The following is a 22,992-nucleotide window of genomic DNA, read 5'->3' as shown; positions in this document are numbered from 1 at the left end:
TCATCCTCCTGTTCGACTTGCGGCAGAACTTGTGTCCATATCTCCGGTCGTAGTGAAGCCTGCCGATCCCTCTTCCTCCGACTCCCGGTTCTCTTGCTTGTACCACCGGTAAAACACATACGCTAGCATGGAGGCAAAAATAATCTCTTGAATAAATTTCATGAGAATTCCCCCAATTTGTTGATCTACATGGGTGTCCAGAAATGCAAAATACTTGGGCCCACCGAACGTAGTCAGCAGGGCCGAAGGATTGCCTGATACACAGTAACCCATAGCTTTTGCCCATACATTTGGATCATTATAAGTAGCATACAGTCCTGTCGGTGCAAATATAATCAAACCGCACGCAGGCGTAAGCAAAACCATATTGATAAATATGAAGCCCATTTTTTTGAGTCCCTTAATCTCGGTATGTTCAGGCAGCGGATTGACAAGCGTCCACCACATCAGACCTGATGCAACGAATAGCACAGCATAGTACAGTCGATGAACACCAAAGTGAAGCATGACATAATCATGGACTGAAGGTAAATGATATACAGAGAACAGACCATTAAAAATTACCGCAGCAACAATGGGATGAGCCAAAAAGCTGAGCTTTTTAAAAGGATTCACTCTTAGTAGTATTCTCCACACCCAAGGGGGTATACCAAACATTAGTAGAGGAGGGGCAATTAGATAAGACAATGCCATACTTAACATGTGAAAACTAAACATTAAGTGTCCTAACAAGCTAATGGGTCCGCCCTGAGCAAGGTATAGAATGAACATTCCGGCTACAAAAGCCATTTTCCGTCCGACACTCGTTGGTTCCGCATCTTCACGCTTGTCCGCTAGCGGACCTATTAATATAAAGTAACCTGCGATAATTAATAACATGAATGACATAAAGACTGGACTCCATAAATCATTAAACGTGAAGTATTCTAACCCCAGCATACCAAAAACTCCTCCTCTGCCGGCTCAGATTTCTGTCGATTGTGTGACAAATGCTTAGACCTAAAAAAAGAGGCGGCAGGGTGTACCTGCCTCCTCCTTTATTTTACCACCAAACCCAGTACAAAGCTGTAATTACCGCTGTAAAAGCTACGAAAAATCCACCGGCCATGAAGATAATTGGGATCATATGTCCTTTATCTTTCATGTGCATCCAGTATGCCAATTGAATAATGACTTGAAGTACGGCCATTACGACCAGCAGGATAATAGTGAAGGAGGAATTCACTCCTCCAGCTGCAACGGCAGCAAATGCAATTAAGGTCAAGACGATCGAGAAGATAAAGGCCACGACGTGCTTCTGCGGTCCTTCAACCCGGTGTCTATGACGCACCGCGCTACCGCGGTTCGTATCTTGTTGTGTTGCCATAGGTTAGCCCACCTTCCCAAGGAGGTACACGACGGTAAAGATAAATACCCATACCACGTCGATAAAGTGCCAGTACATTGCAGAAACGTACACTTTAGGTGCTGTAACTACGGTCAGACCTTTTTTGGACAATTGCCCAATCAACATGCTAATCCACAATACCCCAAAGGCTACGTGGGCTCCATGGAAGCCTACTAGCGTGTAAAACGCCGAACTAAATGCGCTTGTAGTCATGCCATATTTCTCATGATTTACATATTCATAGAACTCGGTAATCTCAAGCCCTAGGAATCCTAAACCTAATACAACTGTAATGGCAAGCCAGATTTGTAGCAATTTGCGATTGCCCTTATGCATAGCTTGAATTGCAAATACGCTAGTCAAACTACTTACAAGCAAGATAAAAGTTGCCGCAGCAACCGTAGGAAGCTTAAATAATTCATTCGCAGTAGGTCCGTCCGCTACTTGATTCCGAAGAGCCAAGAACGTGGCGAACAACGTACCGAAGAGAACGGATTCCCCACCAAGGAACAACCAAAAGGCTAAAACCTTATTGCGTCCCTCAAGTGTTGCTTTCTCCGGTTCGTGGGGAAGAGCGGATGTCACCTGTTCTGGATGTGGTGCACTCATGCTTTTACCCCCTTACGATTAGTTTCGACCTGATCCTCAGGATGAATATGCCAGCCCTTATCATCATAGAGAGAACGAATGGCCATACATACAAAGAGAATACCTAGGCCTCCAGCTACGATCCAGTAGTAATGATACATGAAGCCCAGACCCGCAATGAAAATACCTACAGACATGACGAATGGCAAGATGGATGCTGATGGCATATGAATATCGCCCACAGGTTCCGCAGGTGTCATTTCCGTATGCCCAGCCATTTTCTCTTTCCAATATGCGTCAATACCGCGAACCAGCGGTGTTTGTTTGAAGTTATATTCTGGAGGAGGTGAAGGAATGGACCATTCTAACGTACGTCCATCTTCCCATGGATCATTGGCAGCATCCGCAGGTCTCATGGATGTGATTACCACGTTATACAAGAATATAAGAACGCCTACCCCCATCAGGAAAGCACCTACGGTACTAACTAGATTGAGCGTATCAAAACCTTGGTTCGGTAAGTAAGTAAAGATCCGGCGTTGCATACCTAGAAGTCCAAGGAAATGCTGTACAAAGAAGGTAAGGTGGAAACCGATAATGAAGAACCAGAATGCAATCTTACCAATCGTCTCATTAAGGATACGACCGAACATTTTAGGCCACCAATAATGTAGACCTGAGAAAATACCAAGCACCAAACCTCCTACAATAACGTAGTGGAAATGGGCTACTACGAAGTACGTATCATGGAACTGATAATCGGCAGGAGCCGCAGCAAGCATGACACCTGTAACTCCGCCCATAACGAAGGTTGGAATAAATCCTGTTGCGTATAGATTAGCCGCTGTAAAACGGATTTGTCCGCCCCAAAGCGTAAATAGCCAGTTGAAGATTTTGATTCCTGTAGGTACAGCGATCAACATCGTGGAGATGGAGAACAGTGCATTCGCTACCGGTCCCATACCCGTGGTGAACATATGGTGAGCCCAAACCATGAAACCAAGGAAGGCGATCAAGATCGTAGCGAACACCATAGAGCTATAACCAAATAACCGCTTACGTGCAAAAGTTGGAATAACTTCAGAAATCACACCAAACGCCGGAAGTATAAGTATGTAAACTTCAGGGTGTCCGAAAATCCAGAAGATATGCTCCCATAGTACAGGGCTGCCGCCTTGACCCACTTCGAAGAAGTTAGCTCCGAGAATTCGGTCAAAGCTAAGTAGAACTAAACCTACGGTAATAGCTGGAAAAGCGAACAATATGATGGCAGAGGTAATGAAAATTGTCCATGTGAACATGGGCATACGCATAAAGCTCATACCTGGTGCTCTCATTGTGATAATCGTGGCTAGGAAGTTAATCCCCCCGATAAGTGTCCCTAGACCCGCAATTTGGAGACCAATAGTGTAGAAATCGACCCCATGCGTACCGCTATAAGCAACGGTAGAAAGTGGGGTATATGCTGTCCATCCAGCATCTGGAGCACCACCCATGACCCAGCTCAGATTCAGAAGAATTCCTCCGAACAAGAAGGTCCAGAAACCTAGGGAGTTCAAGAATGGGAACGCTACGTCGCGCGCGCCAATCTGAAGGGGTACTACTGCGTTCATTAAAGCGAAGATGATAGGCATAACACCTAAGAAGATCATGGTTGTTCCATGCATAGTTATAAGTTCGTTAAACTGTTGCGCTGTTACAAAATCATTTAAAGGTTTAATAAGCTGCCAACGAATCATTAATGCTTCAATACCGCCGATTCCAAAGAAGAAAGCCCCGGCTAATAAATACAGGATGCCGATTTTTTTGTGGTCAACCGTTGTTAACCAATCCATCAGACCCTTATGGCGCTTGACACTGTGAGCGTGAGCCAAGGTTTGTACCCCCCTTAAAAATTCCTATCCATATGCGCCGTGCTTAAGAACAAATTAATAATTCAACTTTGATTTAGATAAATAGTCTGCGATAGCATCAATTTGGGCGTCGGTTAAGTGCATCTTTTCTTTAGGACTAGGCATTTTGTTGCCTGGTTTTACTTTCTGAGGATCAGATAACCATTCTACAAGGTTCTGCTTCACTGTCTTGCCATCTTCACCATTGATGAGAATGCTAGCTACGCTCTCGCGGCTACCAATCCCTGTGAGATTCGGAGCAAGAGGTCCCCCTTGATCTCCAATAGCATGACAGCTCAAGCATTGATTCTTCAGAAGTTCAGCTGTTGCTTTATCTTCAGGCATAGCTACTGGCGCTTTCATCACCTTCACCCAACCATCAAACTTAGCTTGGCTAACTGCTTTGACTTTAAATTCCATATAACCATGAGATTGTCCACAAAGCTCTGCACATTTTCCGCGGTACACGCCTTCTTTGTCAGCTTGGAACCAAGCTGTATTCACAGAACCTTCAGGGTTAGTATCCGTCTTCCCAGCAAGGGATGGAACCCAGAAGGAGTGAAGAACATCTACTGTCTTCAACTGAAAGGCAATCTTCTTGCCAGTTGGAATGATCAAATCTTGTGCCGTGGTCACTCCATAGTCAGGATAGGTGAACTCCCACCAGAATTGATGCGCAGTCACTTTCACCTTTATTGCATTTTTGTCGTTCCAATAATTCTCTCCATAAGCAAATACCTTTTGAACTGTAGCAGCTCCCAGAATAAGAACCAGAATCAAAGGAATTACAGTCCACAATACTTCAAGCTTGAAGTTTCCTTCTACTTGTTCAGGAACATCAGTCTGTCCCGGTCTGCGGCGGAAACGAATAAGTACATAAGCCGCTATGCCGAATACAATCAGTAACACGACAATCATAATGGTAATGGAAAGCTTCATTAAATCGTATTGCCCTTGTGCTACAGGACCCTGTGGTTTCAACACAGACAAGTCCTCCCGACCGCAACCAGACAACAACAGCGCCAGCCCCGCCAACAAAGGAAGGAGCCGTTTCACAGCCTGCCACCGTTTCATCATTGATCTACCCCACTTTTACGTATTCTTCCGTTACCCTACAAGGACTCTCTCCAGATATCGGAAACAATCGACTTGCTCTATCACGGAAACTGCTATCCTGTCAATTCGAACAATCACTAATTAAATATATGATTCGTACACACTTTTGTCAATGATTCAAGGGTAGTTCACAGAATGTTCAAAATTCCGCAAAGTCGCGTCAATACTGGATTTGCAAACGATTTCACCCTTAGTTTTCAAAGAAAAACAGTTCTTCTTAATTATTCAGACTCTTCTAAGTCTACTCTACTAAACCGACATAGAATTTTGACATTTTCGACTTTTCTAGCTTTAAGCCCCTGCATAAATTAGACAAAAAAAAGAGAGTCGCCCCTCCTTTAAGCTGTCAAAATATGTGGTCCATCGTCTAAAATTGCGATCGTATGTTCATACTGAGCACCTAAGCTTCCATCTGCGGAACGCACCGTCCAGCCATCCTCCTCCCAGAAAACAGCCCCGGTATCCCCTATTATGAATACGGGTTCTACAGTAATGACCATCCCGGGTCTAAGCTTAACTCCCGTGCGCGGAACTCCGTAATTGGGAATATTCGGTGGCTCATGTAACTGTCTTCCAATACCATGACCCACAAGCGGAGCTACAACTCCGATTCCTGCTTGCTCTGCTCGCATCTGGATCGCATGACCAATATCTCCCACATGCTTCCCTGGGTGTGCCTGATCTATGCCATTATATAAGGCTTCCTCTGTCACTTGGAGTAAGCGACTTGCTTCTAAGGATAATGGCCCTACGCCATAAGACCATCCCGAATCAGCTAACCATCCTTGCTTATTCACCACAATATCTATCGTTACAATATCACCACTTTGTAAAGGGTGTATATTCGGGAAACCATGACAAACGATATCATTCACCGAGGCACAGGTGGCAAATGGGAATCCTTTATAACCCTTTTGTTCGGGTGTGGCCTGCTTAGATATCAAAAAAGATTCTACATAAGCATCGATTTCAAGTGTTGTAATACCAGGGGCAATCAATTTGCGGATAGCACGATGACACTCTGCTAAAATTTCTCCCGCTTCCCTGATTCGTTTAATCTCTTCGGTACTTTTAAGACTGATCTTCACGCCGCCGACCTCCTCTGTTCATATCCGGCCGTTGCTATCCCCGGAATATAATATATGTAGGAAAAGACCGAAAAAAAACCGCAAGCAGCAAAAACTGCATAGCGGTTGTAAGGTCTAATTTATATGGATTGGAAGTTTACGTGTCATTACAAGGTGTGCACAGCTTTAAGATACGGAGGAGTTTAGTTTCCCCATTTCATATTCAACTAAATGTGTAAGTTCTTCTTCGTAGCCACCCATAATGCGGTATTTGCGGACGTACTCTTTGACAAATTTCTTGGGGTCTTTGGGCTTGAAAATTCTTGTCATCTCCCGCAAACTTTCTTTGACTTCGTTATGACCTTTCGTTGCCATAGTAATTCCCTCCCAGAACGCTTATAAGTTAATGCTCCGTTTTTGAGAACGCCTAAAGATCTGCAAGTATAACCATGAAGTGAGTTGCGCCGTTGCTGAGTAGAGCCAAAGATGTCGTACCTAACTCGGATACCCAACAAGCAAGCTGTGCCAAAAAAAATCAGCTGACCAGCCGCAGTACTCAGGAACATAACTCTGTCGCTAAGGACAGGTACCTGACATTATACATACCCGAAGAAAATCCAGTTGAAACAAAGCTGATGTGCTACGTGAGCCATTCCTCTACAAGCCTGGCCCTTTTTTTGCAGCAACCTCCTATCCTTTTCCATTGTATCATATTCACAAAGGGGTTACAGCTTTCTTTATATTGGCACATTTTTCAGGAATATTATAGGGACAGGTTCCCTATTTATCTGCTGAAACTGGGTAAAATATAGATAGTATTAAAATCCCCTTATTCCCTCGGAGGTATATGAAACATCTCACACCTATTCTAACTTCTTCATCTATTTCATTTCCTTACTTCTCTATTCGAGATCCTGAACATACAGGGGTAAGTTCAGCCAAAATTCTAGAGGCCCATCAAGCGATAGAGCGAAGTTACCCTAACATGCATAGTTTTCTAGTTATCAAAGACAATCAGCTCATTTTTGAGCGGTATTATAATCAATATCATGCTGCTTCCTTACACGATCTTCGTTCGGCTACGAAAAGCTTCATTTCTGCTCTGATTGGCATTGCTGTTCAGCGCGGAGATCTTCCAGGGTTAGAGGTGCCAGTCTGGGATAAAATTCAGAAATTTGCGCCGCACCGAGAAGATCTCCTATGGCACCGAATTACTCTGAGGCATTTGTTAACGATGACCTCTGGACTATACTGGCAGACGGGACCCAAACTTGGCGAGAGATTCTTGCATCGTTTTGAGCAGAGCCGCAGTTGGATGAAATTCATCTTGAGACTCCCCATAATGGAGGATCAGTTAGGTTCCTTCCTATATCGCAGTGTGGACTCTCACTTACTATCCATGATCATAACCGAATACACAGGACAGAGTGCCTTCAGCTATGCTTCAGATCATTTATTTACGCCTCTAGATATCCAGAATGCGGCTTGGTCTGCCAGCCCAGAAGGACACACGATGGGACATATTGGGCTTAGATTAACTTCAAGGGATATGGCTAAATTCGGCCTGCTCTATCTCAATCATGGGATATGGAACAAAAGCCAAATTCTTGATTCCAAGTGGGTTCACAACTCATTTACTAGCTATTCTGAGGATTTCCATGGGTTCGGTAAATATGGCTTCCAATGGTGGAACAGCAAGGAAGATGGTGTCCCTTTCAGCTATGCTCATGGTCACGGCGGTCAGCAAATTATCGTTATTCCCTCCTATAAAGCCGTAGTGATTTTCACCTCAGAATCTCAAGTAAGAAGGTGGAAAAATCCACGCCTATTGCTAAGAGAATTTATATTGCCTGCTTTACGTTAATCGGAAATAGTTAAGCTAGTTCTCCAGGGTCCTGTATCCAAGCCAGTTCTGTACACCCTATATAAAGGCATACACTGATAAGGAGAAGGAGGACAGGACCGTGCCCACCTTCATCCTGTTCAGTGAAGAAGGTGAATGAAGATGTCGCCTTTCAAGTCATCAACCGGTTTGCCAGAGAATTTAGCCGGTTTTCTCTGTTATCTCGTCCCTTTTGTAGGAGGAGCCGTCTTTCTCGCATTAGAAAAAAGAAGCCGCTATGTTATGTTCCATGCATTACAATCCTTGATTGTGTTCGGTATTTTAATTTTGGGTCATGTCGCATCTGGTTTCATTCCACTACTTGGCTCACTCATTGCACTATTGCTTCAACTTATTGGTGTCATTCTATGGATTGTTCTTATGACTGCTGCTCTGCAAGGGAAATGGTACAAAGTCCCCTATTTTGGGGATGCTGCTGAGAGTCAAATGCGTAGGTTATAAGGCTCTAACAAGTCATTAAGCGAATTAAATAAGTATGCCATTAAAAAGAGCCACACCTCAAAATAATGAGGTGTGGCTCTTTCTCCACTCTACCTAAGACACGCGGTGAGCAGCTAATGACTGTCCTTCATCAGCAGATAAGTCCGCTGCATCGTGAGCTGCCAATACAGGAGTACTTCGCCATCCATTGAACAATAGATTAAGTGCAATAGCAGTGACACTTCCTGCTACGATACCGTTGTCCACTAGAATGGTCAGCCAGCTAGGGAGTTGATTAAACAGCGTAGGGACCGTCGTCACACCCAGACCCATACCAACGGAACATGCAATAATAAGTAAGTTCTCATACCGATTTAAGTCTACCTGATCACCTAACATGCGAATACCCGAAGATACAACAAGTCCAAACAGGGCGATCATAGCTCCACCAAGCACAGACGTAGGGATAATCTGCGTTAAAGCAGCAATTTTGGGTACAAAACCAATCAAGACTAGAAGCGATCCCGCAACGAAGATCACATCTCGTGTTTTGACACGGCTCATTTGGACAAGTCCTACATTCTGCGAATACGTTGTATAAGGGAAGGAATTAAACAGCCCGCCTAGCATAATCGCAAGGCCCTCTGCACGGTAACCCCGGGCCAAATCTTTAGAAGTAATATCTTTACCAACAATTTTGCCCAGAGCTACAAAAACGCCTGTAGATTCTGCCACACTTACGATGGCTACCAAGATCATAGTTAAAATTGCCGACAGATGAAAAGTGGGTTTAGCTAAATGAAGCGGAGACACGGCATGGAACCAGCTGGCCTGCTCAAGAGGAATCCAATTAATTTTACCAGCAAATCCTGCAATGACTGTTCCGAACACAAGCCCTAACAAAACAGAGATTGAGCGCACAAAACCGGTAGCAAAACGGTTCATTAGAATAACAAATATAAACACGCCAAAACCTAACATAAGATTTAATGGACTACCGAACTCTGCATTGCCTTGTCCTCCACCTAGATCGGTTAGAGCGACTGGAATTAAAGTTACTCCGATAATTGTGACTACCGAACCGGTCACTACTGGAGGGAAGAAACGAATCAATCTACTGAACAGGCCTGCAAAAAGAAATACAAATAATCCCGAAGCCAAAATGGCCCCATACACCGCAGACAAACCCATTCCTTGCGTGCTGCCGATAGCGATCATCGGAGATACTGCTTGGAAGGCACAACCGAGCATAACTGGAAGCCCAATGCCAAAGTACTTGTTCCCCCATATTTGCAGCAGAGTTGCTATTCCACAAGCTAATAAATCGATTGAGATTAGATAGGTAAGCTGATCCATCGTGAGCTTAAGGGCTCCCCCTACAATCAAGGGAACAATCACGGCTCCTGCGTACATCGCAAGGACGTGCTGTATGCCTAAAGACAGTGTTTTAAAAGGATTTCTGTTGTGATCTAACACCTTTTCGCTTGCCATATGTCTCCTCTTCCCCCTGGTCTTTATTTAATATTATGAAATAACTTCTTCCGCAAAAGTAACGCAACCGTTATCTAAAGCGGCGATACGAACTAAAGACTCTACTTGGTATCCAGCTTCTTGCAACAACCGTCCTCCGGGTTGGAATGACTTCTCAATAACGATACCGATACCCGCAACCTTCGCTCCGATCTGTTCTACAATTCGGGCCAGTCCAAAGGCCGCTTCCCCGTTCGCTAAGAAATCATCGATAATAAGCACATGGTCATCAGAGGACAAAAATTTCTTAGATACCGTAATTTCGTTAGTCTCTTGCTTAGTGAAGGAATACACTTTCTCTACAAGAATGTGATCACGAAGAGTAAGGGACTTATGTTTACGTGCAAAAATCATCGGGACTTCCAGCTCAAGCGCCGTCATAATTGCAGGCGCAATACCTGAAGATTCAATAGTTAGAATCTTAGTGATGGGCTCATGAGAGAAACGACGTGAGAACTCACGTCCTACTTCTTTCATCAATACCGGGTCCATTTGATGGTTCAGGAATGAATCTACCTTGAGTACGTTATCGCTAAGTACGATTCCCTCTTGCATCACTTTGTTTTTTAACAATTGCATATGACTTCCTCCTCAAAGTTCTGTACGAATGCGGTTAGTAGCCTTCAGATAACTAGTCTTAGCATGAACAACTTAAAATGAACAACATAAAAGCCCACCTCCCGACAATCATCGGAAAATGGGCTGGAATAACAATATAGAGCACATCTAAGCTTGTCAAAGGCAAACAGACCTGTGCTGCTTCGTAGTCCGATCATTTGCGGTGATCTGGTAGAGACGTGCAAGCCCATTCCTGCACATATACGAAGGTCTAACGTATTCAGTTCATCTTACATTAACGCATCTTACATTAACGTACTTTACATTTAAAGCCATTGTTGATTTTCTCAGTTAAAGGATTTGTCTAGGCAATGTTAGAAGTATAACGTATCGACAAGTGGGAATAAAGAGGTATTTTAGTGAATCATGAGAAAATATTTCACATTTCGACAATACTCGCAGAAAGGAAGCGTTTTTATATGAGTTTCATCAAAGAATTCAAAGAATTTGCTGTACGTGGCAATGTCATCGATCTAGCCGTAGGGGTTATCGTTGGAGGAGCATTTGGTAAAATCGTAACTTCGCTGGTGAATGACATCATTATGCCCCCTATCGGCCGCGTCTTAGGTAATGTAAATTTCAAGGACCTCTACTATCCCCTTGACCATGATAAAATTGAGGCATTAGGTCCAGGCAAACATGCGCTAGCGGAGGCTGCAAATGCTGGGATTGCGGTCATTGCCTATGGACAATTCATTAATACATTAATTGACTTCCTAATTGTATCCTTTTGTATTTTCTTGCTCGTCAAAGGAATCAATTTATTACGCCGTGCTGAGGAAAAGAAACCCGAACCCGAACGGGCTACCAAAGCCTGCCCTTATTGTCTATCCGATATCCCTGCTCAGGCCAGCCGCTGTGCCCACTGCACTTCAAGACTCGAAGATGGCGAATCGCACGAGGGTGAACTTCAACCTTAACTATATTCCGAGCTTTCAATTTGTTTTAAAATCCAAAAAACCTGATGCCTACTGGCGTCAGGTTTTTGATTATAAATCATGTAAGATGCATATTGAATGGTCTAAATAGGCCGCTGAGTAGGAGGGAGCAAATTCGTGATAACAGACTTCAGATCTTTGTCCTCCACATACTTATCCTCACCCGTATCCAGCTCACGTATACGGATTTCTTTGTAATCTGCTCCCGGATCCGTAGGTGCAAAAATCAGCTTCTCCCGATCTTTTACAATCAATTGAAAACCCATATCACTGAACATAGATAAAAAATCTGCTTCTGTAGGTTTGGTTCCCGCTTCTAGCAATATCAGTCCTCTAAGTTCTTTCACTTTATCTGGATGAACTACATTAAAATGTACGATACATTCCATAGATAACACTCCTCGTTATATGAAATCGCCTGTTGTAAGCTTTCCCTTCAAGTAGATCCTTATGCATCCATTAAATCTGCTCTGAACCGCAGTGTGGGCACCACTTCGTCCCTTCCGCAATTTCCTTAGTACAAATCTGGCATGGTACCGTTCGAATCGCAGGTTCTTCATGGTCAGGTGATTTGTAATTGAACTCTCGCTCCCGTGTGGTTCGCTGTGCTTCTTCCGTGTCAAGATCAGGGGTACGGACTTCACGATCTGAACCATCCGCTGAAGCATTTTCCTTCCAAGTCCGAATTCGCCGATCAAGCTCTAGTTGACGTTCTCTTTCACGTTCAAGTTCCCTAACATGCCGGTCCGACTCTAATGGGCCAGCTACCTTCTCTTCCATCGGAGAAAGGTGATCGTAGTCTGATTCCTTTTCATAAGGCAAAATAATATCTTTCTCTAGAGCGGAAGCTGTTTCTTCTTCTGTAGTCCGATCTGGTCCAGAGGCACTTTTTCTAGGTGGTGTTTTCTCTAGCTTTAGACCACAATAAGGACAGAATACGGCCTCCACCGGTACGACTTTACCACAAGCACAAAGACGTTCATTTCGTAATTCAGCAATTTTAAAACGAAGCTCATCCTTTTCCTCTTGCAACAAATCGCAAGTTTTGGCGAGTTCCATCATTTCTGTCTCTGCTTGGGACATATCCGATACTCGATATCCTTCATAGAACACTTGACCCATGCGCTGGTAATAGATCCCCATTTCACGCTCAATATTCCCAATTTGAGTATTTATCTTGCTGATTTCTACGGCACTTTGCGCTTTTTCCGTCGCTTTACCTGCACCCTTCTTGATCCTTTGTAAAAAATCCATGTAATTCTCCCCCCATATTCCTACAGCCTTATCGAAGGCTTGACGTATACTCGTTACATTTCAAATAGTAGATCGTGTCTACTTAATCACTTATACATTTTGCTAAGGAATGAAACGAATATTTCAATTATAAGTTACGCTTGCTATCTTGTTCATCATACCAGATTTGGCCCATACAGGGAAAATAGTCTGATTCAGCATGGCTTTCTACGTGTATTAAGTATTAAAATTAGCCGGGAGTGATAGAACATGAGCCAGAAGCAACGCTACTATGTGTCGGTCACCAATCAAATAATCCAAGACGTTCGCAATGAATCTACCGAATTTGCTGTAGACCTCGACGGTGAGGAGTTAGGCCTTCTTACAGACAAACTGAATGACTTACTTAAAGAGGATGAATATACGCTTCAGCGTGCTGCTGTTCCTTATAAATCTGCCGATAAAGATGAAGCGACCGATCACTATAATGATCGCATGATTCAGCTCTATGAGATGCTAGTCCGTGTAGGAACAGAAGAGACACGTGAGGCCATTTACGGATTAGGTGTACTCAACAAACTGGATGCACCTGACTATAACGACAAAGGATATGGCGAAGGATCTCCGACGAACCGATAAGCCAATAAGAGTGAACATCATTTACTATCGTTATGAGCATTTAACTCTATCCTATGCTGCATTTGTCCATATTAGATGACAAATATAAAAAGCCGCGACTCATGTAGGAGTATCCCCTCGTGATAGCCAACGTTAGACGTTGGCTACTGAAGGAATATCACCACCATGTTGCGGCTTTTTGTGTATGCTTATTCTCCCGAAGGCGCTTTCGTGCGGCGATTCACTGTCTCTGCCTGCTCCTGCGAGCGCTCGCTAGCGCGAGCGGCAATGCGCGCTACCGCCGCAGCTGCCCCGGGAACACCCGGCAGCAGCTGGGCCCAATCGCGCGCGTCCGGGGCGGCTGTGCCCAGCCCCGGATGTAGCCCCGCCGACGTCAAATTGACTTTGACGTCGTGGAACTGCGGACCGGGCACATGCATCCGGTCCTGCTCTGCCGCCTCGGCCAGCCATTCGGCTAGGCCAGGCCCCTCGCGCAGCGCGCGGCCCGTGTCGCCTCCATAGGCGGCTTCGGGCAATTCAGCTGCGCCCGGCGGCGCAGCCGCAGCCCAGGCGGCGAATACAGCCGCCTGTAGGCGCTCCGGCGCTAAGCCGAGCGCGCTGAGGCGCAGCAGCGGCTGCTGCGCCCAGTGTGCTGCGGCAAGTTCCGCCGCAGCGGCAACATGCGCGCAGCCTGCGCGGCCGCAGCTGCACGCGCCGAGCGGTGCGCCTGGAGCAGCCGCCCATGGCGGTGTCTCGGGTAGCAGCGCTGCTAGGCGCTTCATGCGTCCCCGCTGCAGAAGCTGTGCTAGCTCCAGTGGGTCATCGCTTAAGATTTGTATTAACTGAGCTTCCAGCTGCGCTATTGGCCCTTCCAACGCAAACACAACTTGGGCCTCGCCGCCCTCCGCAGCTGCCGTACGGGTTTTTAAAGGAAGGTGGACCTGCAGTTCGCCTGCTGATGCAGTTACTGTAGCATCCTGCTGCGTTCGTTTCATGCGGACTCTCCTCCCATTTCTCTACCCTTTTATTCATGGAGACCCCAATGATTTGTTAACTATCATCGAGATCGAACTTAGCTATCCATTTGCCAATTCCCTGATTGTAACATAATCAGATTCTGAAGTTCTTCACTAGACATCTCTGTTAACCATTGTTCTCCGGAACCTACGACTTGTTCAGAGAGTGCACGCTTGCGTTCAATGAGTTCATCGATACGTTCTTCCAGCGTACCTTGGCAGATCAGTTTATGAACTTCCACGTTCTTTTCTTGCCCAATCCGGAAGACCCGATCGGTGGCCTGATTCTCTACCGCAGGGTTCCACCAGCGATCAAAGTGAATGACGTGATTCGCCCGGGTCAAGTTCAAACCTACTCCCCCCGCTTTCAAAGAGAGGACGAATACAGGAGAACCTACGCCCTCTTGGAAATCAGTAACCATTCGATCCCTTTCTTGCTTCACGACGCCACCATGCAAGAAAAATGGACGATCTTCGTAGCGCTCCGCCAATTCCTTCACTAGCAATTCACCCATCTGAACATATTGCGTGAAGATGAGGGCAGCCTCTCCATTGTCTCGAATGATATCCAGCAATTCGAACAATCTTTCCATTTTGCCAGAGCGGCCTTCTCCCTTGCTAATTTCTCTACGTTCCAGTAGCAAAGGGTGATCGCAAATTTGCTTGAGTCGTGTTAAGGATGATAAGACCAGTCCTTTTCTAGCGATACCTGTACTCTCTCCAATTCGTGCCATGAGGTCATCTGTCACAGCCCGGTATTGTCTAGCCTGCTCTGTAGTGAGCTGACAATATGATTTAAGTTCGATCTTCTCAGGCAGGTCTTTGCGGATATCGGGATCACTCTTCAGCCGGCGAAGCAGGAAGGGTGCTACTAATTTGCGTAACCGTCCCAGCTCCTTAGGCCTATCTTCTCCATTTCCGGTATATTCTCTACGGAAGAAAGCATACGTGCCGAGATAACCTGGATTCAAGAATTGGAAGATAGACCACAGCTCACTAAGTCTATTCTCCACTGGTGTACCTGTCATGGCAATACGGTGAGGTGCATTTAGTTTCATTACACTTTGAGCTTGTTTCGTTCCAAAATTCTTAATATACTGCGCTTCATCTAACACAATAGATGCCCATTCCCCGGATTTTAATTCCTTAGCGTCTCGGCCAGCTAGATGATACGTGGTCAAGACCACATCATGTTCTCTGCATGCCTGTAGGAAGGGTTCTCCATGAAGTCGGTCTGTGCCATGATGGATATACATGTTCAATTCGGGTGCAAAGCGCTGAAGTTCTCGCTGCCAGTTGCCTAGAAGAGATGTAGGGCAGATAATAAGCCGTGTCCCTGCGACTTCATCGCTAAGCAAGGTCGTAATGACCTGAACCGTTTTCCCGAGCCCCATATCATCCGCAAGCAAGGCACCAAATCCTAAAGCTTTCATAGACCAAAGCCACTGATATCCCCGTTCTTGATAAGGTCGCAGTGTACCTTGAAGAGATTGCGGCACAGTCTGAACATTCAGATTTTGTAGGGTCCCGCCCTCCATCAAAGCAGACAGGAGACCCGTAGTCTCTACCCCTTCAACATAGATGCCTTCGTAGCGGCCGTCTTCCTCTGTCTCACTTGTTAAATGCATCAGTTCACGGAATGTCATACTTCCCTGTTCATTTTTCTTCATATATCGGAGAACTTGACGGATTTCCTTCACATCAATCTCAATCCATTCCCCGCGGAAAAGTACCAAGGGAGCCTTGCTACTCGCAAGCTCCGTCAATTCTTCACTAGTTAAGCTAGTTCCATTCAGAACTGCTTCTAGTTCAAAACTAATGACTTGATCAACTCCAAGCTTAGGTTTATCTCCTGAGCTTTTATCCTGCGCTTCCCAGCCTGCTGCCTTAATTTTAATTCCAGCTTTGCGCCTTCCTTCCTTCGTCCAACGTGAAGGCATTTGAACCGTAACTCCATTTTTACGTAACAAAGGAACAGATCTACTTAAAAATGTATAGACTTGGCTCTGCTCCAACATAGCTGCCTCTGGCGCAGCGTTCTCCATTGCTTGTGCAATCTCTGGTGAGATTTCAGCCGCTTTCGCAAGGCGGAGTAAGAAATTCTCCTGAATTCCTTGATATACTCTACCGCGAATCATGATCTCCTGATCAGTCTGACTCCAGATCAAAGAAGCCGGAAGAAGTAAGGAAGTATCTTCAGGCACTTCAGCCCAAAAAGATAAGTTCCAATCTTCCCCTCCTCCAAGCTCTGCAGGAGGCTCTAGTCGAAGGCATAATCGAAATCCTGCTCCTGCGGCATTCTCTTCCGTCGTCTCCGCAGGCATAGCTCCTCCGAATACCTTGATCTCTTCGGTGAGCTGTTCCATCTCTGTCGTCGTTCCTTGGATATCCATAGGACGTTCACCACTAAGCAGAGCCTCCCACCATAACTCCATTAGAGGAGATACGCCTCTTCTATATATTCCTTTAACTTTATTTAATTCACGTCCGAGTTCAACCGAACCCTTACGGATTTGAGGGTCCATCATTCCTGTAAGGAAAGAGTGTAGTATATAGTGTTGTCGGTACTCTATAGAATCATCTTCTGTAAATGGAAGATGCATCGGGGCCAATCCAATTTTGGGCATCGATGCAGCCAATTGTCGGAAGCGTTCCTCATCGTGCGGCAAGTCCAGACGGGGTCCCCACACGGCTCGCAGCGCGGATTGTCCACTACGCTTCCTTGTGCCAGGCAACGTTGCCGCGACCACAGAAGGAGCAATACATCCACGAAGCAAAAGTTCAAGTGCAAATTTTGCTGCACCACTCCAGTAGGAAAATTCTAGTCCTGGTTGAATTCCCTGAGCTGTCATTCCGCCTTCATCCCAGTGTATTAACATCTGCCAAGCATCCTCAGGAGTAAGCGCAAGCCCCTCTAGGGTACGTCCCAGTAGTACCTTGCGATCTCCCTTACGACTAACACCTCGTAGAAGCGGGGAAGGCCAACGAATCTCGGCCAGACGTAAGGCTGCTTGCTGGAAGGATCTTTTGCCATATGAAAATTGCAGCTTTCTTACCGCCGCACTCCAAGCATCTACCTTTGTCTCTGATGCTTCTCCCGAAAAACAGAAAAACACATCTCCCAGCCATGTTCCATATAGACTTTGATTCATTGCTTTCTCCTGTCTTGTTACGATTCCATCCATTCCATGTATTACTACATATTATACGAAAAGAAGTGCTTTTAAAAACGGCGCTTCCAAAATTATATAATTGGACGGGTGCGGCCTGTCCTGAGAATCAGTTTGTCCGCATAGCTTTGTAGAAGAGATGGAATCCACATTTTAGTTATATCGAGGTTAAATCTCTATATTTGGGTATATTCTTTATACAACTTAAATTGACTGGAGGGTCATTCATGTTCAAATCTAACGTGTACAGATGGTGGAATCTTCTACTCTTTATCGGAGTCATTGTAGTGAACACACTCGCCGTTACGATTCCACTAGGTGGTAGATCAACGGGTGAGATTTCCGATATGTATCATACTAGTATTACCCCAGCGGGGTACGCCTTTAGCATTTGGGGTGTTATTTATTTATTACTTGCTGGTTTTGTGATCTATCAACTACTGCATTCCCAAGTCAATCGCGAGTCGGTTCAGACTATCGGCATCTGGTTCAGTGTATCGTGTCTATTCAATATTCTTTGGATTATATTGTGGCAATATTTATATACGGAACTCTCCTTACTAGCTATGGCAGGATTATTAGTGAGTCTAATTATGATATACCGCCGAATTCGCGCCATCCGTGGATCTTTTACTTGGGGGGAGATTTTATTAGTACGGCTTCCCTTTAGTATTTATTTAAGCTGGATATGCGTTGCCACTCTAGTCAACGTTGCCGTCGTTCTTTCTAAAAATGGATTTAGTGGATGGGGACTTTCTAACCCGCAATGGGCAATTATCATGCTAACCGTCGGAGCTTTCCTAGCTATTTGGGTTAGCTATTCTTCTAAAGATGGCATATTTCCTTTGGTATTCGTCTGGGCCTATATCGCCATTGCAGCTGAGCAACACGAGACCAAAAACGTATATTTAGTTGCAGGCGCCCTTGCTATTATCTTATTCATTTATGCCATTTGGTTACTGATTCAACGTGCTCGTTCACGGGATTAATTCAATCATCCCGATCTTTCACAACAGCAACGCCAAGAACCCCATTAGAGCTGCAGTTCGGTACTGCGGATCTATTGGGGTTCTTGGCGTCTGACATTATTTGCGAAGCGCGATAACCTCAATCTCCACAAGACCGTCCTTGGGTAGTCTTGCTACCTCCACTGCACTTCTTGCAGGATAGGGTTCAACGAAGAACATACTGTAGATGCTATTCATCGTTGCGAAGTCCTCAAGATCTTTTAAGAACACCGTAGTCTTAATCACTTGATTCAGTGAACTTCCCGCTTCCTCCAATATCGCTTGTACATTACGTAGTGCTTGTTTCGTTTGAGCTTCCACTCCGCCAACAAATTCTCCCGTAGCTGGGTCCAGTCCTAGTTGTCCCGATGTGAAAATAAGATCTGACAAAGCGACGCCTTGCGAATAAGGACCGATAGCTCCTGGTGCTTGTGTAGTAGCAATTGCTTTTTTCATAAGTTCTTTTACCCCTTTCTTATTCCATCATTTGATTGGGAGATACAGAGAAAATAAGCTCCCTTCTCCCTCTTTGCTCTGCAAACGGATAAATCCGCCTAGCAGTCTTGCTAAATCCCTACTTATCGATAATCCAAGGCCTGTTCCTCCATACTTACGGTTGATAGAGCCATCTGATTGTTGGAATGCCTCAAAGATTAACATATGTTTATCCGCAGGTATGCCAATTCCGGTATCGGATACAGAGAATACAATCCATTCTCCTTTGACTCCGTCTTTGGAGATACTACGGCGGATTTCCAGTGTAACTCTCCCATTATGTTCCGTGAATTTAAAGGAATTGGAGAGCAAATTTCGCAAAATCTGCTGAATGCGTAGCGTATCGGAGTAGATCGTGTCCGGCAAATCTTCTGCCTGACGGATATCAAAGACAATTCCTTTGCGTTCAGCTAAATGACGGAACTGCATATCCAGCGATTCTGGAATCTCCATCAGACTTAAATCTTCATTCATAATTTCAAGCCGACCGGCCTCTACTTTGGATAGATCCAAAATATCATTGATAAGCTGGAGCAAGTCCTGACCTGATTTGTAAATAATAGATCCATATGCTCTGTGATCTTCTTCCTCACTACTCGGGGTCGATTCTTCGATCAACTGAGCCAGATTAAGAATGCTGTTAAGCGGTGTTCTAAGCTCATGCGACATATTCGCCAAGAACTCTGACTTATATTGCGAGGCTAAGGCAAGTTGATGGGCCCTCTCTTCTAACTTTAGCTTGGCCCTTTGCAATTCCTCCGTCTGTTTGCGCATTAATTCATTGGCATACTTTAATTCCACAATCCGCTTTTGCTCTAACTGGAAATCTCTTAGAATTAAAGCAAATACGATACTTAACCCGAAGCCTGATGGTCCTGTAATCGGTGCTAGCTCCAACATGTACTGCTTAAATGGAATAACACCCAATATGGCAATGTTTAAAGTATTAAGTATATTAACGACCAATATCGTAATGCCTGCTTTAAAAACAAGACGTATATCACTTCGGCGCATCCATATATTTAATAATGCACATACCGCTCCAAGTATAGCCATGTTGTATAAGCCTGCGATTGCTGCATCATTGACACCGAAGGTTAGACGAACAAGTCCAATTCCGAGTCCAATAATAAATATGGTGACAGGTTCTGAATAGGAGACGGCGGCAATAATTAGTGGAACGTATCTTAGATCAGTGATTACGTGATTTTTTAAGGTGAAACCGAACTTCATACAAATCCAACCTGAGAATATAATGAGAACGACCGAACATACATATTTAATTCGGTTCGAAGTTCTGTTGAACAGATACTTATACAAAATATTAGCAAGATAGGCCACACTGATTAACATTCCTAAGTTTAGAAGGAACATTTCTCTTACACCCATACGCTCACTCCCGTAACAGCAAAAGGATAATATCTAACATATCATAGCATGAAGCGATCCTTGAAAGGTAGCTAATCCATGTAATATACGTCCAACTCAACCGGTATACACGGTTTTTTAGGGATATGTAGTGTCCCACAATATTCACGAATTTACCAACACATAGGGGATTAGGTTGTGATACAATCGAATTCTGAACCAGATTCGGTGTAAATGCACTTGAAGGAGTCTTTAATAATGAGGAAAAGCCTGCTTAATAAATCCTTTATTTTGGCTTTGGGATTACTTAGTTCATTGGGCTTCATGAGTATTTTTTATACACTTTTAAATGAGGATTCCGGGAAAGCACAAATGTTATACTCTCCTGTAGATGCTTGGTTACCTTTTATACCTGGAATGGTTATACCCTATATCTTATGGTATCCCTTCATATTTGTAGCCATGACCTATATTTGCTTCAAGGATCGATCTGTCTATTACCGTATATTGATTACAATGAACATCTGCCTCGTCATTTGTTATGTCATCTATTATCAATTTCAGACGACCGTACCTAGGCCTTTTATATCTCCTACCAGTTGGAGCCGCAGGCTTGTCCTCTCTCTGTACCAAAGGGATGAACCCTTCAATTGTTTCCCGAGCATACATGCACTTCACTCCTATTTGATTATGCGAGCAGCTTGGGCTTCCAAGCAAATTGGCAAGCGTGCCAAGTGGGTCATTAGCCTGTGTTCCTCAACGATTATTCTCTCCACTTTTTTAATAAAACAACATGTTATTTACGATGCGATTTCATCTGCACTTTTAGGCGAAGCCATCTTTGCTGTCGTCTGCGCGCTTTGGATTGTTCGAAGACGCCGAAGGCATCAATGGGAGAACTCAATGCACTCTTAATTCGAAGTAGTAATAACGCTTACCTATGGTTCTACATGGGACACCTTCACTTAATACAAAAAAAGAAGGGAATTTCGATACCCCTTCTTTTTATTTATCCTGCAAAATTCGTTATATTTTTAGACTGTTTGTAATATTGTTCTACAAATAATCCTGCAAAGTAAGGATCCCACTGCGTGCCGCGGCCCTCTTCCAGAATCCGAATGGCCTGGTCTTTATCTAAGCCTTTCCGATAGGGACGATTTGATGTCATGGCATCAAAAGCATCCGCTACTGCTATAATCCTGCCGAACAAGGGAATCTCTTCCCCTTTCAACTGATCGGGATATCCCTTGCCATCATATCTTTCATGATGAGAGCGAACTCCGGGTAGAAAAAGAGCCATCGCGTTAGCCGGTTCAATCTGACGTAAAATACTTTCCCCTAAAGCGGGATGTTCTTTAATCTGGTTGAATTCTTCTTCGGTTAGTTTCCCTTCTTTAAGAAGGACCGCATCTCTTGTGCCAATTTTGCCGATATCATGGAGCAACGCTGATTTTCTCAGAGCATCTAATTGATCCCGCTTCAACTTGGCAAGTGTCCCAATCTGTACGGCATATTCAGCTACGCGAAGAGAATGACCCGCTGTATAAGGGTCTCTAGCATCCAATGCGGCGGCAAGCGTGGCGAAGTAACTCTCAATTAACTGACTATTTAGCTCATGCTGCGCTTTTATACTGCTAAGCATGTGGTTAAAACCCGATACCAGCTTGGAAAATTCATCAGAAAATAATTCACTGGCTTGTGCATTTAGATTCCCTTCCTTGACCTCCGCCATACGTTCATACAAGTGCTGAATAGGAATCTCCACGTCCTTAGTCAGTAACCATGCACCAAAAAAAGCAAATCCCAAAGCTACCACCAAGATATACCCTGCCCACTGCCAGTAGCTTCCGTCCGACCCATCCAGGTGCCCCGTGCGCAGTTGTACCGCAAGACCATAGAGCAAGATCGGAAAAGCCCCAATGAGAAAAGCACCCCATCTAAATTTACGCCGAATAGAAGTCAGAACTTTTCCTTCTAGAGAAAGTTCTTTTTTGAATTTTTCTTTACTAATCTTACGCACTTCCTCAATGACGGGGCGAATGGCATAGGACGTAAGGAAAAATTCAATCATTGCGTGCATTGCAGCTACTAGTAGCGCACCAAGTAAAGCAACTAAGACATATCTAGATGGAATCAAGACTTTCTGAATATGTATAAGCCACAAGGTGAGTATTACAGCAGGAATAGCAAGACCGAAATAATGAGGCCCAAGTATTCTTTTCAGTGTAAGCTCAGGCAGCCTATGAAGCCTCATATAAATATTCTGTAGCTGATGGAAGTCTTTGATATCTTCCGTAAAGGCTCTACGAATCGGTAAAATTTGCTTTTGAAAAATCGGCCACTCTAGTCCAATCATGGAAAATAACGATATAACAAGCACACCCGCTAGCCACAGATATTCCCGCTGGGAAAGCTCCAAAGTGGTAAAGACCAAAAGTCCGCCCACGCCCATGACCGCTGTAATGGAACCTATAAAATAATTAAGCATTAGACGCCTCGTGAATGTTCTATACATCGACATACCGTGAAGCCTCCTCCTTTCCTGCCAGATGAAGCAGTGTCTATTATTATCGGAATTATATCCCAATAAATGAAATGCACCGTTGGTTATGAAAAAGGATAACCC

General features: G+C 44.5%; 22 protein-coding genes and 1 riboswitch. Of the genes, 7 read left to right on the top strand and 15 right to left on the bottom strand.

Annotated features, from left to right (window positions below):
- The 7 genes from ctaG to J2Z69_RS13165 all read right to left on the bottom strand — a co-directional run bounded on the left by ctaG (position 1) and on the right by J2Z69_RS13165 (position 6,425).
- On the bottom strand, positions 1-939 hold the full coding sequence (gene ctaG / locus J2Z69_RS13195) for a cytochrome c oxidase assembly factor CtaG (RefSeq protein ID WP_209863334.1): 939 nt from the start codon (positions 937-939) through the stop codon (positions 1-3).
- A 103-nt stretch (positions 940-1,042) separates the two neighbouring features.
- Positions 1,043-1,366 carry a cytochrome C oxidase subunit IV family protein gene (locus J2Z69_RS13190; protein WP_209863332.1) on the bottom strand — a complete coding sequence of 108 codons (324 nt, stop codon included), beginning with the start codon at positions 1,364-1,366 and terminating at the stop codon, positions 1,043-1,045.
- Between the two features lie 3 nt (positions 1,367-1,369).
- Positions 1,370-1,996, bottom strand: coding sequence for a cytochrome (ubi)quinol oxidase subunit III (locus J2Z69_RS13185; RefSeq protein ID WP_209863330.1), 627 nt, complete (start codon positions 1,994-1,996; stop codon positions 1,370-1,372).
- A complete protein-coding gene (gene ctaD, locus J2Z69_RS13180; RefSeq protein ID WP_209863601.1) occupies positions 1,993-3,810 on the bottom strand; it encodes a cytochrome c oxidase subunit I in 1,818 nt (605 codons plus the stop codon). Before ctaD ends, J2Z69_RS13185 begins: the two co-directional genes overlap by 4 nt.
- A 93-nt stretch (positions 3,811-3,903) precedes the next feature.
- Positions 3,904-4,944 (bottom strand): cytochrome c oxidase subunit II, encoded by a 1,041-nt coding sequence (gene coxB, locus J2Z69_RS13175; protein ID WP_209863326.1) that lies wholly within the window; start codon positions 4,942-4,944, stop codon positions 3,904-3,906.
- 377 nt (positions 4,945-5,321) lie between these two features.
- Positions 5,322-6,071: a type I methionyl aminopeptidase gene (map, locus tag J2Z69_RS13170; protein WP_209863324.1), complete on the bottom strand. Its 750-nt coding sequence runs from the start codon at positions 6,069-6,071 to the stop codon at positions 5,322-5,324.
- A 165-nt stretch (positions 6,072-6,236) separates the two neighbouring features.
- Positions 6,237-6,425, bottom strand: a complete 189-nt coding sequence (locus J2Z69_RS13165; protein WP_209863322.1) for a hypothetical protein — start codon at positions 6,423-6,425, stop codon at positions 6,237-6,239.
- 472 nt (positions 6,426-6,897) lie between these two features.
- Between J2Z69_RS13165 and J2Z69_RS13160 the strand changes: the two genes are divergently transcribed.
- Entirely contained in the window at positions 6,898-7,914 is a 1,017-nt protein-coding gene (locus J2Z69_RS13160) for a serine hydrolase domain-containing protein (protein WP_209863320.1), read from the top strand.
- A 141-nt stretch (positions 7,915-8,055) separates the two neighbouring features.
- The gene (locus tag J2Z69_RS13155; protein WP_209863318.1) at positions 8,056-8,394 is read left to right on the top strand and encodes a DUF4870 domain-containing protein; all 339 of its coding nucleotides are present in this window, start codon (positions 8,056-8,058) and stop codon (positions 8,392-8,394) included.
- Between the two features lie 93 nt (positions 8,395-8,487).
- Here J2Z69_RS13155 and J2Z69_RS13150 read toward each other — a convergent pair whose 3' ends face one another.
- Both J2Z69_RS13150 and J2Z69_RS13145 read right to left on the bottom strand, forming a co-directional pair.
- Positions 8,488-9,864, bottom strand: coding sequence for a nucleobase:cation symporter-2 family protein (locus tag J2Z69_RS13150; RefSeq protein ID WP_209863315.1), 1,377 nt, complete (start codon positions 9,862-9,864; stop codon positions 8,488-8,490).
- Between the two features lie 33 nt (positions 9,865-9,897).
- Positions 9,898-10,482, bottom strand: coding sequence for a xanthine phosphoribosyltransferase (locus tag J2Z69_RS13145; protein WP_209863312.1), 585 nt, complete (start codon positions 10,480-10,482; stop codon positions 9,898-9,900).
- A gap of 165 nt (positions 10,483-10,647) precedes the next feature.
- A riboswitch (purine riboswitch) is annotated at positions 10,648-10,748 on the bottom strand.
- 192 nt (positions 10,749-10,940) lie between these two features.
- Between J2Z69_RS13145 and mscL the strand changes: the two genes are divergently transcribed.
- On the top strand, positions 10,941-11,441 hold the full coding sequence (mscL, locus tag J2Z69_RS13140; protein WP_209863309.1) for a large conductance mechanosensitive channel protein MscL: 501 nt from the start codon (positions 10,941-10,943) through the stop codon (positions 11,439-11,441).
- Positions 11,442-11,542: 101 nt separating this feature from the next.
- Here the strand turns inward: mscL and J2Z69_RS13135 are convergent, their stop codons facing one another.
- On the bottom strand, positions 11,543-11,848 hold the full coding sequence (locus tag J2Z69_RS13135) for a hypothetical protein (protein WP_209863306.1): 306 nt from the start codon (positions 11,846-11,848) through the stop codon (positions 11,543-11,545).
- Between the two features lie 70 nt (positions 11,849-11,918).
- Positions 11,919-12,713, bottom strand: a complete 795-nt coding sequence (locus tag J2Z69_RS13130) for a zinc ribbon domain-containing protein (RefSeq protein WP_209863303.1) — start codon at positions 12,711-12,713, stop codon at positions 11,919-11,921.
- A 249-nt stretch (positions 12,714-12,962) separates the two neighbouring features.
- Between J2Z69_RS13130 and J2Z69_RS13125 the strand changes: the two genes are divergently transcribed.
- The gene (locus J2Z69_RS13125; protein ID WP_209863301.1) at positions 12,963-13,331 is read left to right on the top strand and encodes a hypothetical protein; all 369 of its coding nucleotides are present in this window, start codon (positions 12,963-12,965) and stop codon (positions 13,329-13,331) included.
- A 721-nt stretch (positions 13,332-14,052) separates the two neighbouring features.
- Entirely contained in the window at positions 14,053-14,283 is a 231-nt protein-coding gene (locus tag J2Z69_RS13120; protein WP_209863298.1) for a hypothetical protein, read from the top strand.
- A 99-nt stretch (positions 14,284-14,382) separates the two neighbouring features.
- Here the strand turns inward: J2Z69_RS13120 and J2Z69_RS13115 are convergent, their stop codons facing one another.
- Positions 14,383-17,478, bottom strand: coding sequence for a DEAD/DEAH box helicase (locus J2Z69_RS13115; protein WP_209863597.1), 3,096 nt, complete (start codon positions 17,476-17,478; stop codon positions 14,383-14,385).
- Between the two features lie 245 nt (positions 17,479-17,723).
- On the opposite strand from J2Z69_RS13115, the gene J2Z69_RS13110 reads away from it, so the two are divergent.
- Positions 17,724-18,485, top strand: a complete 762-nt coding sequence (locus J2Z69_RS13110; RefSeq protein ID WP_209863296.1) for a tryptophan-rich sensory protein — start codon at positions 17,724-17,726, stop codon at positions 18,483-18,485.
- A 96-nt stretch (positions 18,486-18,581) separates the two neighbouring features.
- Here J2Z69_RS13110 and J2Z69_RS13105 read toward each other — a convergent pair whose 3' ends face one another.
- Positions 18,582-18,959: a RidA family protein gene (locus J2Z69_RS13105; protein ID WP_209863293.1), complete on the bottom strand. Its 378-nt coding sequence runs from the start codon at positions 18,957-18,959 to the stop codon at positions 18,582-18,584.
- Positions 18,960-18,986: 27 nt separating this feature from the next.
- The gene (locus J2Z69_RS13100; RefSeq protein WP_209863288.1) at positions 18,987-20,387 is read right to left on the bottom strand and encodes a sensor histidine kinase; all 1,401 of its coding nucleotides are present in this window, start codon (positions 20,385-20,387) and stop codon (positions 18,987-18,989) included.
- Positions 20,388-20,624: 237 nt separating this feature from the next.
- Here J2Z69_RS13100 and J2Z69_RS13095 point away from each other — a divergent pair, with 237 nt between their 5' ends.
- Positions 20,625-21,281 (top strand): phosphatase PAP2 family protein, encoded by a 657-nt coding sequence (locus tag J2Z69_RS13095; RefSeq protein ID WP_209863286.1) that lies wholly within the window; start codon positions 20,625-20,627, stop codon positions 21,279-21,281.
- A 94-nt stretch (positions 21,282-21,375) separates the two neighbouring features.
- Here J2Z69_RS13095 and J2Z69_RS13090 read toward each other — a convergent pair whose 3' ends face one another.
- Entirely contained in the window at positions 21,376-22,887 is a 1,512-nt protein-coding gene (locus J2Z69_RS13090) for an HD domain-containing phosphohydrolase (RefSeq protein WP_209863283.1), read from the bottom strand.
- Positions 22,888-22,992: the final 105 nt, after the last annotated feature.

Origin of the sequence: Paenibacillus shirakamiensis, from assembly GCF_017874255.1 — a bacterium.
Classification (GTDB): Bacteria; Bacillota; Bacilli; order Paenibacillales; family Paenibacillaceae; genus Fontibacillus; species Fontibacillus shirakamiensis.
The sequence above is the reverse complement of the archived record's forward strand: the minus strand, read 5'-3'. Positions and strand labels throughout refer to the sequence as shown.

Excerpts from the sequence above, each read along its gene's own strand:
- ctaG (WP_209863334.1), bottom strand. The coding sequence starts at position 939 with ATGCTGGGGTTAGAATACTTCACGTTTAATGATTTATGGAGTCCAGTC.
- J2Z69_RS13190 (WP_209863332.1), bottom strand. The coding sequence starts at position 1,366 with ATGGCAACACAACAAGATACGAACCGCGGTAGCGCGGTGCGTCATAGA.
- J2Z69_RS13185 (WP_209863330.1), bottom strand. The coding sequence starts at position 1,996 with ATGAGTGCACCACATCCAGAACAGGTGACATCCGCTCTTCCCCACGAA.
- ctaD (WP_209863601.1), bottom strand. The coding sequence starts at position 3,810 with ATGGATTGGTTAACAACGGTTGACCACAAAAAAATCGGCATCCTGTAT.
- coxB (WP_209863326.1), bottom strand. The coding sequence starts at position 4,944 with ATGATGAAACGGTGGCAGGCTGTGAAACGGCTCCTTCCTTTGTTGGCG.
- J2Z69_RS13165 (WP_209863322.1), bottom strand. The coding sequence starts at position 6,425 with ATGGCAACGAAAGGTCATAACGAAGTCAAAGAAAGTTTGCGGGAGATG.
- J2Z69_RS13160 (WP_209863320.1), top strand. The coding sequence starts at position 6,898 with ATGAAACATCTCACACCTATTCTAACTTCTTCATCTATTTCATTTCCT.
- J2Z69_RS13155 (WP_209863318.1), top strand. The coding sequence starts at position 8,056 with ATGTCGCCTTTCAAGTCATCAACCGGTTTGCCAGAGAATTTAGCCGGT.
- J2Z69_RS13150 (WP_209863315.1), bottom strand. The coding sequence starts at position 9,864 with ATGGCAAGCGAAAAGGTGTTAGATCACAACAGAAATCCTTTTAAAACA.
- J2Z69_RS13145 (WP_209863312.1), bottom strand. The coding sequence starts at position 10,482 with ATGCAATTGTTAAAAAACAAAGTGATGCAAGAGGGAATCGTACTTAGC.
- mscL (WP_209863309.1), top strand. The coding sequence starts at position 10,941 with ATGAGTTTCATCAAAGAATTCAAAGAATTTGCTGTACGTGGCAATGTC.
- J2Z69_RS13135 (WP_209863306.1), bottom strand. The coding sequence starts at position 11,848 with ATGGAATGTATCGTACATTTTAATGTAGTTCATCCAGATAAAGTGAAA.
- J2Z69_RS13130 (WP_209863303.1), bottom strand. The coding sequence starts at position 12,713 with ATGGATTTTTTACAAAGGATCAAGAAGGGTGCAGGTAAAGCGACGGAA.
- J2Z69_RS13125 (WP_209863301.1), top strand. The coding sequence starts at position 12,963 with ATGAGCCAGAAGCAACGCTACTATGTGTCGGTCACCAATCAAATAATC.
- J2Z69_RS13120 (WP_209863298.1), top strand. The coding sequence starts at position 14,053 with ATGGCGGTGTCTCGGGTAGCAGCGCTGCTAGGCGCTTCATGCGTCCCC.
- J2Z69_RS13115 (WP_209863597.1), bottom strand. The coding sequence starts at position 17,478 with ATGAATCAAAGTCTATATGGAACATGGCTGGGAGATGTGTTTTTCTGT.
- J2Z69_RS13110 (WP_209863296.1), top strand. The coding sequence starts at position 17,724 with ATGTTCAAATCTAACGTGTACAGATGGTGGAATCTTCTACTCTTTATC.
- J2Z69_RS13105 (WP_209863293.1), bottom strand. The coding sequence starts at position 18,959 with ATGAAAAAAGCAATTGCTACTACACAAGCACCAGGAGCTATCGGTCCT.
- J2Z69_RS13100 (WP_209863288.1), bottom strand. The coding sequence starts at position 20,387 with ATGGGTGTAAGAGAAATGTTCCTTCTAAACTTAGGAATGTTAATCAGT.
- J2Z69_RS13095 (WP_209863286.1), top strand. The coding sequence starts at position 20,625 with ATGAGGAAAAGCCTGCTTAATAAATCCTTTATTTTGGCTTTGGGATTA.
- J2Z69_RS13090 (WP_209863283.1), bottom strand. The coding sequence starts at position 22,887 with ATGTCGATGTATAGAACATTCACGAGGCGTCTAATGCTTAATTATTTT.